11 protein-coding genes and 4 pseudogenes are annotated in these 11,171 nt (G+C 68.9%); 5 read left to right on the plus strand and 10 right to left on the minus strand.

The window, feature by feature from the left end; genetic code table 11:
- Nucleotides 1-637: beta-ketoacyl synthase N-terminal-like domain-containing protein (locus A5681_RS18785; protein ID WP_067278344.1), on the minus strand; the 637-nt coding region annotated here is incomplete at its 3' end.
- Between the two features lie 281 nt (nt 638-918).
- On the opposite strand from A5681_RS18785, the gene A5681_RS18790 reads away from it, so the two are divergent.
- The gene (locus tag A5681_RS18790) at nt 919-2,142 is read left to right on the plus strand and encodes a permease (RefSeq protein WP_419866338.1); all 1,224 of its coding nucleotides are present in this window, start codon (nt 919-921) and stop codon (nt 2,140-2,142) included.
- Between the two features lie 77 nt (nt 2,143-2,219).
- Nucleotides 2,220-2,906 (plus strand): flavodoxin family protein, encoded by a 687-nt coding sequence (locus A5681_RS18795; protein WP_067278348.1) that lies wholly within the window; start codon nt 2,220-2,222, stop codon nt 2,904-2,906.
- Nucleotide 2,907: 1 nt separating this feature from the next.
- Here the strand turns inward: A5681_RS18795 and A5681_RS18800 are convergent, their stop codons facing one another.
- The 6 genes from A5681_RS18800 to A5681_RS18825 all read right to left on the minus strand — a co-directional run bounded on the left by A5681_RS18800 (nt 2,908) and on the right by A5681_RS18825 (nt 7,990).
- The gene (locus A5681_RS18800) at nt 2,908-4,161 is read right to left on the minus strand and encodes a saccharopine dehydrogenase family protein (RefSeq protein ID WP_067278351.1); all 1,254 of its coding nucleotides are present in this window, start codon (nt 4,159-4,161) and stop codon (nt 2,908-2,910) included.
- Nucleotides 4,162-4,342: 181 nt separating this feature from the next.
- Nucleotides 4,343-4,825 (minus strand): pantetheine-phosphate adenylyltransferase, encoded by a 483-nt coding sequence (coaD, locus tag A5681_RS18805; protein ID WP_067278354.1) that lies wholly within the window; start codon nt 4,823-4,825, stop codon nt 4,343-4,345.
- Nucleotides 4,826-4,849: 24 nt separating this feature from the next.
- Nucleotides 4,850-5,404 (minus strand): 16S rRNA (guanine(966)-N(2))-methyltransferase RsmD, encoded by a 555-nt coding sequence (gene rsmD, locus A5681_RS18810; RefSeq protein ID WP_067278358.1) that lies wholly within the window; start codon nt 5,402-5,404, stop codon nt 4,850-4,852.
- Nucleotides 5,405-5,414: 10 nt separating this feature from the next.
- Nucleotides 5,415-6,038 (minus strand): vitamin K epoxide reductase family protein, encoded by a 624-nt coding sequence (locus tag A5681_RS18815; protein ID WP_067278362.1) that lies wholly within the window; start codon nt 6,036-6,038, stop codon nt 5,415-5,417.
- A 7-nt stretch (nt 6,039-6,045) separates the two neighbouring features.
- Complete coding sequence (locus tag A5681_RS18820; protein ID WP_067278365.1) at nt 6,046-6,804, minus strand: DsbA family protein; 759 nt, start codon at nt 6,802-6,804, stop codon at nt 6,046-6,048.
- Between the two features lie 70 nt (nt 6,805-6,874).
- Nucleotides 6,875-7,990 (minus strand): alpha/beta hydrolase, encoded by a 1,116-nt coding sequence (locus A5681_RS18825; RefSeq protein ID WP_067278368.1) that lies wholly within the window; start codon nt 7,988-7,990, stop codon nt 6,875-6,877.
- Nucleotides 7,991-8,052: 62 nt separating this feature from the next.
- Here A5681_RS18825 and A5681_RS26685 point away from each other — a divergent pair.
- Nucleotides 8,053-8,310 (plus strand): annotated as a pseudogene (locus tag A5681_RS26685) (hypothetical protein); the annotation flags it as partial.
- On the plus strand, nt 8,267-9,112 hold the full coding sequence (locus A5681_RS18830; protein WP_156738054.1) for an aldo/keto reductase: 846 nt from the start codon (nt 8,267-8,269) through the stop codon (nt 9,110-9,112). The pseudogene A5681_RS26685 and the gene A5681_RS18830, both read left to right, overlap by 44 nt.
- Before the next feature lies 1 nt (nt 9,113).
- Here the strand turns inward: A5681_RS18830 and A5681_RS18835 are convergent, their stop codons facing one another.
- The 3 genes and pseudogenes from A5681_RS18835 to A5681_RS18840 all read right to left on the minus strand — a co-directional run.
- Complete coding sequence (locus A5681_RS18835) at nt 9,114-9,827, minus strand: HNH endonuclease family protein (protein WP_067278375.1); 714 nt, start codon at nt 9,825-9,827, stop codon at nt 9,114-9,116.
- Nucleotides 9,824-9,892, minus strand: a pseudogene (locus tag A5681_RS28200) (hypothetical protein); the annotation flags it as partial. The gene A5681_RS18835 and the pseudogene A5681_RS28200, both read right to left, overlap by 4 nt.
- Before the next feature lie 2 nt (nt 9,893-9,894).
- Nucleotides 9,895-10,992 (minus strand): annotated as a pseudogene (locus A5681_RS18840) (helicase-related protein); the annotation flags it as partial.
- A gap of 2 nt (nt 10,993-10,994) precedes the next feature.
- On the opposite strand from A5681_RS18840, the pseudogene A5681_RS27820 reads away from it, so the two are divergent.
- Nucleotides 10,995-11,171: pseudogene (locus tag A5681_RS27820) on the plus strand (hypothetical protein); the annotation flags it as partial.

The following is an 11,171-nucleotide window of genomic DNA, read 5'->3' on the forward strand; positions in this document are numbered from 1 at the left end:
ACACCCGCGGATCCAGCACCAGCATGGCGCCACCGGCCAGTGCGAGATCGCTCTCGCCGGTGTTCAGGCTCGCGCACGCCAGGTGGACGGCGAGCAGGCCGGACGAGCATGAGGTGTCGAGCGTGATGGCCGGGCCCACCAAACCCAACCCGTAGGCGATCCGGCCGGAGGCCATGCTGAACGGGGTGCACGTGTAGCCGTAGGCGTCCTCCATCACGCCCGCGTCGCCGCTCATCAGCGTGTAGTCCTGCTGGCACATCCCCACGAACACACCGGTGCGCGAGCCGCTCAGCGACGGCGGCGCGATGCCCGCGTGCTCGATCGCCTCCCACGACGTCTCCAGCAGCACGCGGTGCTGCGGATCGATCGCGGTCGCTTCGCGTTCGCCGAAGCCGAAGAAGGACGCGTCGAAACCGCCGGCGTCATCGATGAAGCCGCCCCACCGCGACACGGACCGGCCGTGCACGCCGCGCTCGGGGTCGTAGTGGTCCTCGACGTCCCACCGGTCGGGGGGGATCTCGGTCACCAGATCGTCGCCGCGCAGCAACGCTTGCCAGAACGCCTCGGGTGAGTCGATCCCGCCCGGAAGCCGGCATCCCATCCCGATGACCGCAATGGGGGTGACGCGTGGTTCCATCGCCGTTCAACCTCGTCTCGGGCCGACCGGCAATGCTGCGAGGATCACCGGCTCAGTGCAATTGAGAGGGCGCAGCGCAGCGTCGCTCGCGCCCCCCAACCCGAGCGGGTTTCGACGCGGAACCCAACGAAGCGCCAAGCTTAGACGCTCGAAGCAATCGCGGTGGGTCGAATAGGGGATTTCGGCCGACAACGCCCCGCCGCGCGCCGGTGACCTGCTGTTTCGGCGAAGCCCCGGGCCGGCCCACCGGTTGCCAAATACCCCCTTGGGGTATACCGTGCGTGGGAGGATCCGAGCCACGAAGCGGGGACCAAGTGACACACACGGCGCTGGAGGCGGTCGGGCACGCGTTGGCGGTTGCCGGGTCGATGACGTGGGAAATTCTGTGGGCGCTGATCCTGGGCTTCGCCCTGTCGGCGGTGGTGCAGGCCGTGGTGCGACGCTCGACGATCGTCTCCCTGCTGGGCGACGACCGGCCGCGCACCCTGGCCGTGGCCGCCGGGCTCGGTGCGGCGTCGTCCTCGTGCTCCTACGCCGCGGTCGCCCTGGCCCGGTCGCTCTTCCGCAAAGGCGCCAGCTTTACCGCCGCGATGGCCTTCGAGATCGGCTCGACCAACCTGGTCATCGAGTTGGGCATCATCCTGGCGCTGCTGATGGGCTGGCAGTTCACCGCCGCGGAGTTCGTCGGCGGCCCGCTGATGATCGTGGTGCTGGCGGTGTTGTTCCGGTTGTTCGTGCGGTCACGCCTGATCGACGCCGCGCGCGCACAGGCCGAGCGGGGCATCGCCGGATCGATGGAGGGCCACGCGGCCATGGACATGTCGATCCAAAAGGAGGGCTCGTTCTGGCGACGGCTGTTCTCCGGTGAGGGCTTCACCTCGGTCTCGCACGTGTTCGTGATGGAGTGGCTGGCGATCCTGCGGGATCTTGTTCTGGGCCTATTGATCGCGGGCGCGATCGCGGCGTGGGTGCCCGAGGCGTTCTGGCGTGGCTTCTTCTTGGCCGACGACCCGGGGCTGTCGGCACTATGGGGACCGATCGTGGGACCGGTCGTGGCGATCGTCTCCTTCGTCTGCTCGATCGGCAATGTGCCGCTGGCCGCGGTGCTGTGGAACGGCGGCATCAGCTTCGGCGGTGTCATCGCGTTCATCTACGCGGACCTGCTCATCCTGCCGATCCTGAACATTTACCGTAAGTACTACGGCACCAAGATGATGCTGACCCTGCTGGGCACGTTCTACGCCTCGATGGTGGCCGCCGGCTACCTCGTCGAATTGCTTTTCGGCGCAACCAAACTCATTCCCACCCAGCGCAACGCGACCGTCATGGAGGCGGCCATCTCCTGGAACTACACGACGTGGCTCAACATCGCCTTCCTGGCCGTCGCGGCGGTGCTGGTCATCCGGTTCGTCACCTCCGGCGGCATGCCGATGCTGCGGATGATGGGTGGCTCCCCCGACGCCGAGCACGAGTGCCACCACGAACACGGCCAGCAACATCCCTAGCCCGATTGCCTGCAACGGCATCCAGGGCGATGATGCTCCGAAGCGATCGGCAACGGTCGAGAAGGAGTGGCTGGAAGATGACCGACCTGTCGACCGAAGGCCCCCGGCCCCGCGTCCTGCTCCTCTACTACACGTTCACCGGCCAGGTACTCGCCGTGCTCGAGGCGGCGGGTGAGGTGTTCGGCGAGCGCGGGTGGGAGGTGCACCGCGCCGCGATCACCTTCACCGATCGGCGGTATGCCCACCGGTTCACCTTCTTCCCGCTGCGGCACGCGGCGCTCGACCTCCTCAGCGTCCTGCCCGCCCAGCTGCGGCGCGCGACGGGAGAGATCGAAACCCCCGACGAGGTGCGAAACGCCAGCTACGACCTGATCTGCATCGGGTCCTCGACATGGTGGTTCACGATGAACATGCCGATGCGGACCTTCCTGAAGTCCGACGAGGCTCGAAAGCTGCTCGCCGGCAAGCCCTTTGCGGCGTTCGCCGTCTGCCGTCGCTATTGGCGCGGCAATTTCGCGGCGATCCGCAAGCTCGGCGAGAAGCAGGGCGGCCGGTACCTGGGCGGTGTTCATTTCGAATACCTGGGCGGCCAGGTCACCTCCGGGCTCTCGCTGATGAGCTACCTGCGGTCGGGCCGATACCGAAACCGGTATTTCGGCGTGCGCATTCCGGCGACCAACGTCCAGCCCTACCAGTTGGAGCAGACCCGGATCTTCGCCGGATCGCTCGCCGATCGGCTGGCCGCCCGCAGCGCGGCATCCTGACTCAGCTCAGCCGGATGGTGTGCATCGACACCCCGGCGGCCGGCAGCCGGGCCAGCAGCGCATCGCCCATCGCCGCCGCCGGGGTGAGCACTCCCGTCAGGTCGCTGAGTCGATCACGGTCGAGCGCCAGCGCGAGGCCGCTCTCGCCGAGCAGCACTCCGGTCGCGTCGTACGCGTCGCGCTGCTGGGCGAAGATGCCCAGGTAGCGGGCGCCGGAGGTCGTCGTCGTGTACGTCTCCACCGTGTAGTGGCCGCGCTCCCGCATCGCCTCATTGGGGCCGGTGCCCGGTTTCGCCAGCGGCGCCAGCCATTGCCGCGGGACCCGCCTCAAGTGCCTGATGCCGACGGCCCAGCCGGTCGCCAGCGCGCCCGCGACCGCCGCGGACGCGACGGGCGCCGCGAACGACCGGCCGAGGCTCATGGTTTCCGAATAACGGAACCGCCTGCCGTAGGCCCAGTGTTGTAATGCGTTGCTGCGTCGCACTATTCGAGTGTTGTGCGGGCCCCACACCAGCGGGGCCAGCCAGAAGCCGGCGAGCTCGGGCGCGATCCGGCCACCCGGGCGCCACGGGAAGTCCCGTTGCCGGCCGAGATCGGGCTCGGCCCGTCGGTCGGTGGTGAGGGTATACGGGTCGTTCATCAGCCGGCGGGCCTCGGGGTCGCCGGACGCCGTGCGCATCGATTCGAATTCGGAGGCGACCGTGCCCCCCGACCCGCCGCCCTGGAAGAAGGAGCGGAACACGAAGGTGGTGTCGCAGAGTTCCCCCGCGCCGTCGCGGACCGCCCGCCGGTACAGCTGATAGACGTTGAGATCCGAAGGCAGGGAGGCGAATCCGCAAGAGACCACGATCCGCGCGCCGGTGTCGACGGCCCGCCGGTGGTATCGGTCGATGCTGTCGCGGACGAACATCACCTCCCCGGTCAGGTCGGCGTAGTCCGTCCCGGCCTTGGCGCAGGCCGCCACCACCGGCAGCCCGTAATTGGTGTAGGGACCGACCGTGGTGAGAACCACCCGGGCGCGGGCCGCCATCGCGTCCAGCGCCGACCGGTCCGACACGTCGGCCACGATCAACGGCCAATCCCGTGCGGCCGGACCGAGCGCGTCCCGGGTGGCGGCCAGCCGGTCGTGGCAGCGACCGGCCAGCGCGACGCGCGCCGCACCGGCCGCGCCGGCCAGGTAGCGGGCCGTCAACTCACCGGAAAATCCCGTGGCGCCGTACACGACGATGTCGACGTCGCGCTCGGTTGGGCTCATCGCCGGATCTCCTCACCCGCTCCCAGAGCGGTTCAGCGACCGTATCTCGTCCGCCAGCCTGCGGGTGTCGCGTCCGGGAAAACCGTTCGGTCGGGCCGGGCCCGATACCCGTGGGCCGGCGCGGCCGCGGCGGCCAAGCATGCGACAGCACAACGGATTTCGTCGCTCGCGTCCGAACTCGTCAGGAGCGGCCGGCGAGCTTTTCGCGCAGGCGGCGGTTGACCGGTTCGGGCAGTAGCTGCGACACGTCACCGCCGAACGTCGCGACCTCCTTGGCCAACGACGACGAGACGAACGAGTACCGCGGCGTCGTCGCGACGAAAAAGGTGTCGACACCGGCGATGTGCTTGTTCATCTGGGCCATCTGCAGCTCGTATTCGAAGTCGGTGCCGGTGCGCAGGCCCTTCACGATGGCGGTCATTCCCCGCGACCGGACGAAGTCGACCACCAGACCCTGTCCGGCCTCGACACGCAGATTGGGCAGATGGGTCGTCGACTCGTTGATCATGGCGATGCGCTCGTCGAGGTCGAACATCCCCTTTTTCGCGGGGTTGGTCAGGATCGCCACCACCACCTCGTCGAACTGGGCCGACGCCCGTTCGAAGACGTCGATGTGGCCCAACGTCACTGGGTCAAACGATCCCGGGCATACCGCGCCGCTCATGACGGAAGACGCTACACGCCGGCCTCACAGTCGCTCGGCCATCTCCAACCGGGTGTCGCCGTACACGCGGGGCGGCCACGCGGACCAGCCGGCCGGCCAGGTCAGCGGCGCACCGGCCGCCGCGCGCTCCACCACCGCGACGGTTCCGGAGCTCGCCCAGCCGTGGGTGACCAGCGCCGCCATCATGGCCTGGACCTCGGCGGCCGCGACCTCGTAGGGCGGGTCGGCCAGCACGAGGTCGACCGGGTCCGTGGTCCCGGCGGCCAGCACGGTGGCGACCGCGCCGCGGCGCACCGTCGCGCCGGCCAGGCCCAGGGCGTCGATGTTGCGTGTGATGACCGACGCGCTGCGCGGGTCGGACTCCACGAACAGCGCCGAGGCGGCGCCGCGCGACAGCGCCTCCAATCCCAGTGCGCCCGAACCGGCGTAGAGATCCAGCACCGCGGCGCCCGTCAGGTCCGCTCGCGAAGTCAGGATGTTGAACAGCGACTCGCGTACCCGGTCGGTGGTCGGCCGGGTGCCGCGGGGCGGGACGGCGATGCGCCTGCCGCCGGCGGCGCCGCCGATGATGCGGGTCACCTGCCCACGCTTACAGCAGGGTCGACCAATAGTCCCAGAACCGCGCCATGATCAGCAGGAACACCGCGGTGAACCACAGCGCGACGATCGACCACCGCCATTGGTACAGCACCCACGCCACACCGTGTCCCCGGCGTTGCAGCGCCGGGCGCCACGCGATCGACGCGGCGACCACCAGCAGCGTGACGGTGGCCGCCCAGACGACCATGCAGTACGGGCACAAGGCGCCGATCGTGTAGAGGCTCTCGTAGATCAACCAGTGCACAAACGCCGCGCCGGCCAGCAGCCCGATCGTCAATCCGATCCAATACCATTGCGGCAAGGGCACTTTCGTGACCGCCAACAGTCCGGTGATCACCACGACGGTGAAGGCCACCAGGCCGAGCAGCGGGTTGGGGAAGCCCAGCACGGACGCCTGCGGGGTGACCATTACCGACCCGCACGACAGGATCGGGTTGAAGTTGCACGACGGCACGTACGCAGGGTTGAGCAGGAGGTCGATCTTCTCCACGGTCAGCGTCGCGGAGGCGGCCAGGCCGATCACGCCGGCGATCAGCACCCACCACGCGCTGGCCGCCGGCACGCGCTCTTCCTGACGCGATTCCGCCGTCTCCTCGGCGGCTTCGGTTGACACCGGGCGGTTAGGTGGCCGGAGGGGCGGTGGCGCCGTCGATGCCGGGCACGTCGCCCACGATGCTCTTGATCTTGGCCACCAGCGCGTCGGGCGTCGACGGGTCGTAGTCGTCGCCGTTGATCTTGATGGTCGGCGTGGCGTTGATCTTGGCGGCCGACGCCTCAGCGGTGACCTTGGCGATGTACTTGCCGCTGTTGATGCAGTCGGGCACCTTGCCCGCTGCGCCGGCCTCCCGGGCGATCTCGATCAACCGGGCGTTGTCCGGGAAGCTGCTGCCGCGCTCGCTGGGCTGCAGGTCCGTGGTGAACAGCGCGGTGTGGAATCGGCGGAACGCGTCGAGCGACTCGTCGGCCACGCACAGGGCCGCGGCCCCCGCCCGCGACGAGTAGTTCTGGTTCCTGGCGTTGTCGAGGATCGACACCATCGAGTAGTCCGCCGCGATGGCGCCGACGTCGATGAGCCGGGACACCGTCGGGCCGAAGGTGCGCTCGAAGTTGCCGCAGGCCGGGCACAGGAAGTCCTCGTAGAACGTGACCACGGCCTTGGGGTTGTTGGTCCCGGGCTGGGTCACCAGCTTGCTCGACGTCACCCGAACGGTGTCGCCCGCGCCGATGGCGGCCGTCTTCTTGTGGTGGGTGACCACGATGTAGGAGACCAGCGCCACCAGGAAGATGACGACGACGGCGGTCCCGCCGATCTGCACGAGCCGGCCCGATTTACCGTCGGCCGCCTTCATGTCAAAGCGGGGTTTGGATTTGTCGGCCACAGTTGCGCGATCCTTCGGTCATCGGTGTCGTCGGGCGCCTCTAGATTACCGGCGCCGACCGCGCAACAGATCAGACCCGGCTCAGGTGGGCCCGCAGGGCCGAGATCAACTCCGTGGTCGCGGCGGCGCTGCCGCCGCCTAGCTGGAACAAGTTGATGAAGCCGTGCGTCAGCGAACCCATGCACCGCAGGTCGACCGCGGTCCCGGCCGCCCGCAGCGCCGCCGCGTAGCTCTCCCCTTCGTCGCGCAGCGGGTCGAACCCGGCGACCGCGATCAGGGCCGGCGCCAGCCCGGCCAGCGACTCGGCCAGCAGCGGCGACACCCGCGGATCCGCCCGGTCAATGCCCGAGCCGCGCAGGTACTGGGACTCGAACCAATCGATGTCGCGTTTGGTCAGCAGGAAGCCGCGGGCGAACAGGCCCAGCGAGCGGGTCGGCGAGCTGAAATCGGTCCGCGGGTAGATCAGCCACTGCAGCACCGGGGCGGGCGCACCCTCGTCGCGCGCCTGTTGGCAGACGACGGCCGCCAGGTTGCCGCCCGCGCTGTCCCCGCCGACCGCGACCCGTCCGGGCGCGGCGCCGAGTTCCCCGGCGTGCTCGTAGGCCCACCGGAAGGCGGCGTACGCGTCCTCGACCGCGGCCGGCGCCGGATGCTCGGGGGCAAGCCGGTAGTCGACGGACAACACGTGAATGCCGGCGTCGCGGCACGTCAACCGGCACAGGGCGTCGTAGGAGTCCAGGTCGCCGATCGACCACCCACCGCCGTGGTAGAAGACCAGCAGGGGCGCGGACGCGCCGTTGGCGGGTCGATAGTGCCGCGCGGGAATGTCACCCGCCGGTCCGGGCAGCGTCAGGTCACGGACGTCGACGTGAATCTGCGGCCCGGGAAGCTCCAGCAGCATCTGACGCAACTGAGCGCGCGACGCGCTCGCGTCGTCGTCGACCACCAGGCCGTCGATGCCGACGGCGCGCAGGCCGGAGAGCATCAGCTGCAGCGTGGCGTCCAGCGTGTTGCCGTCGATGGTCACGGAGCGGCCACCGAACAGCGCGCGCTTGGCGGGGGTCGGGATCCACGGAATGACCTTGACCCCGAAGGTGGACACAGCGCCCTGCATGCGGCTGGTCAGGCGCATGGGTGGATGTTTGACGCCAAGATGGAGGTCCGGCGCGGGCACGCTCTTGGTCATCAGACCAACTCTACGTGGTGACGAATATCCCAAAAAGAAGACCGGGTTCCGTATCACCGGGCCCCGGCCCGGTGTTGCTGAGGTGGTATTTTCCAGCTCGGTAATATCGTGATCCCCAAGCCGGTAACCGCCTCACGGATTGCGAGCAGCTTCGACGTGTTCGATTTCGAACTCAGCGCCTTTCATTCAGCGCCGATTCAATGGCGTCGATCGCCTCGCTCGATGACAGCACCCGGTTGGGCCCACGAACCTTCAATTTCAGGCAGGTGAATGACATTGGCTGGCGAGTCGGGCGCGGCCGTGCCCTCGATAGCTCTTAATGACGAAAACACGATGCCGGTGCTGGGCTTGGGCGTCGCGGACTTGTCCGATGACGAGACGGAACGCGCCGTGTCCGCGGCGCTGGAGATGGGCTGCCGGCTGATCGACACCGCCTCGGCCTACGGCAACGAGGCCGCCGTCGGCCGTGCCATCGCGGCCTCCGGGATCCCGCGCGCCGAACTGTTCGTCACCACCAAGCTGTCCGCCGCCGACCACGGTTTCCTGCGGTCCGAGGAGGCCTGCAAGGAAAGCCTGGAGCGGCTCGGCCTGGATTACCTCGACCTGTACCTGATCCACTGGCCGGTGCCGTCGCGCGGTGAGTACGTGAACTCGTTCGGCGGGCTGATCCAGTGCCGCGGGAACGGGCTCGCGCGCTCGATCGGCGTTTCGAACTTCACCGAGCAGCACGTCACCGACGTCATCGACCTGACCTTCGTCACCCCGGCGGTCAACCAGATCGAGCTGCACCCGCTGCTCAACCAGGCCGACGCGCGCAAAACCAACGCGGAGCACAACGTCGTCACCCAGGCCTACACGCCGCTGGCGCTGGGCAAGCTGACGGACAACCCGACGGTGACCTCGGTCGCCGGCGAATACGGCAAGACGCCCGCTCAGGTGCTGCTCCGGTGGAACCTGCAGTTGGGCAACGCGGTGGTCTTCCGGTCCGCCAACCCCGAGCACATCGCCGGGAACCTCGACGTGTTCGATTTCGAGCTGGCCGCCGAGCACATGGACGCGATCAACGGGCTCAACGACGGGACCCGGCTGCGCCCGGACCCCAACACCTTCGAGGGCGTCTGAGCTAACCCGCCGGACAGGTGGCCGCCGCCTGGCGGAGCACCCCGGTCGACGCCTGATCCACCGGCAGCGCGTAGCCGCGCAGCACCGCGATGAACTGCATGGCGTACTGGCAGGCGAACGCGGCGTTCGGCGGCATCCACTGCGCCGGCGGCGCGTCGCCCTTGTCCTGATTGGCCTGCCCGTCGACGGCCAGCAGGTTGGCCGGATCGTTGGCGAACCGCAGCCGCTCCCCGGCCGGCCAGGTGTAGGCGCCCATGTCCCAGGCGTAGGCCAGCGGGACGATGTGGTCGATCTGTACCGCCTCGCCGACCTTGGCTCCCCGCTGGAAGGCGATCGTCTGGTTGGTGTACGGATCGTGCAGGGTGCCGGTGGCCACCGCGTCCGGGCACCGTTTGGTCGACACGTAGGTCTTGTCGACGAGGTCGCGGTTCAGGATGTCGTCGCGGGTGTCGCAGCCGTTGTGCCCCAGCGGGGCGTCGTTGTCGTCGTCCCACGCGTCGCCGAACGCCGCGCGCCGGTAGTCGTAGCGGTGCGCGCGCAGCGGCAGCACCGCGACGCCCGCGAGCACGTCGGTGCCCGGCTGCACCGTCGGGACGTCGGCGCGCGCGGCGTATTCGTTCGCGTGCCGGGCCGTCGAGGATCCGACCGTCTGGTAGGCCACCAGCAGGGCGAGCGCCGCGGCCGCGGACAACCACAGCAACACCTTGCGGTTCACAAGCGCCGCTCCTCATCGCTTCGTCCCCCGCAAGCGGGCGGTGCCCCCACTGCATCGTCGCCGGCGGTCACGACTTGTCCAGGTATTCGATCCGGTCGGTGGTGACGAAAGGCGCTGCCAGCAAAGCCAATTCGGGGTTGGCGGGGTTGTCCGCATAACTGCGGACGCAGAAGTCACGCGCGGCCTCGATGACGTCGCGATGGTCGGCTAGCGACAGCAGCCGCAAGTTGATCGCGCGGCCGGACTGGTTGCGGCCCAACACGTCTCCCTCCCGGCGCTCCTTGAGGTCCAGGTCGGCGAGCGCGAAGCCGTCCAGGGTCGCGGCAACGGCCGAGAGCCGCCGCCCCGCCGGTGACCCCGGTGCGACCCAGGTGGCCAGCAGGCACAAACTCGGGTGCTGGCCGCGGCCGATGCGGCCACGCAGCTGATGCAGCTGGCTGATACCGAAGCGGTCGGCATCCATCACGAGCATCACCGTGGCGTTGGGGACGTCCACGCCCACCTCGATCACCGTGGTGCACACCAGCACATCGGTCTCACCGGCGCGAAACGCCGCCATCGCGGCGTCCTTCTCCTCGGCGGACAACCGCCCGTGCATCAGACCCAGGCGCACGTTCGCCAGCTCGCCCGCACGCAGCCGGGCGTAGAGTCCCTCAGCGGTTTCCGACGGCCTGGCGTCCTGCTCCTGCTTCTCCGGCTCGTCGGTCTCGTCGATCCGGGGCGCCACCACATAGGCCTGACGCCCGGCGGCGACCTCTTCGGTGATGCGCCGCCAGGCGCGCTCGAGCCACGCGGGCTTGTCCCGGACGAAGATGACATTGCTGGTGATCGGCTGGCGCCCGCGCGGAAGTTCGCGCAGGGTGGAGGTTTCCAGGTCACCGTAGACGGTCAGCGCGACCGTGCGGGGTATCGGCGTCGCGGTCATCACCAGCAGGTGCGGGGTGACACCGGGACGAGCCTTGGCCCGCAACTGGTCTCGCTGTTCGACCCCGAAACGGTGTTGCTCGTCGACCACCACCATGCCCAGGTTCTGGAATTCGACCGCGTCCTGCAACAGCGCATGGGTGCCCACGACGATGCCGGCCTGGCCGCTCGCCACCTCGTCGCGGACTTGTTTCTTCTGCGCCGCGGTCATCGAGCCGGTGAGCAGGGCCACCCGGGTGGCCACCCACGGAAGTCCTTGCCGCCCAACATCTCCGGTCCATCAATGACGTGCTCGGCCCCTTGGCGATGGCCGGTCAGCTCGGGGGTGCGGACAGCGAAGGTGGGGTGGCCACCCGGGTGGCCCTGCTCACCGGCTCGATGACCGCGGCGCAGAAGAAACAAGTCCGCGACGAGGTGGCG

This window comes from Mycobacterium scrofulaceum (assembly GCF_001667885.1).
GTDB lineage: Bacteria > Actinomycetota > Actinomycetes > Mycobacteriales > Mycobacteriaceae > Mycobacterium > Mycobacterium scrofulaceum_C.

Bases quoted from the DNA above. Each gene is read 5' to 3' on its own strand.
- A5681_RS18795 (WP_067278348.1), top strand. From the start codon at position 2,220: ATGACCGACCTGTCGACCGAAGGCCCCCGGCCCCGCGTCCTGCTCCTC.
- A5681_RS18800 (WP_067278351.1), bottom strand. From the start codon at position 4,161: ATGAGCCCAACCGAGCGCGACGTCGACATCGTCGTGTACGGCGCCACG.
- coaD (WP_067278354.1), bottom strand. From the start codon at position 4,825: ATGAGCGGCGCGGTATGCCCGGGATCGTTTGACCCAGTGACGTTGGGC.
- A5681_RS18825 (WP_067278368.1), bottom strand. From the start codon at position 7,990: ATGACCAAGAGCGTGCCCGCGCCGGACCTCCATCTTGGCGTCAAACAT.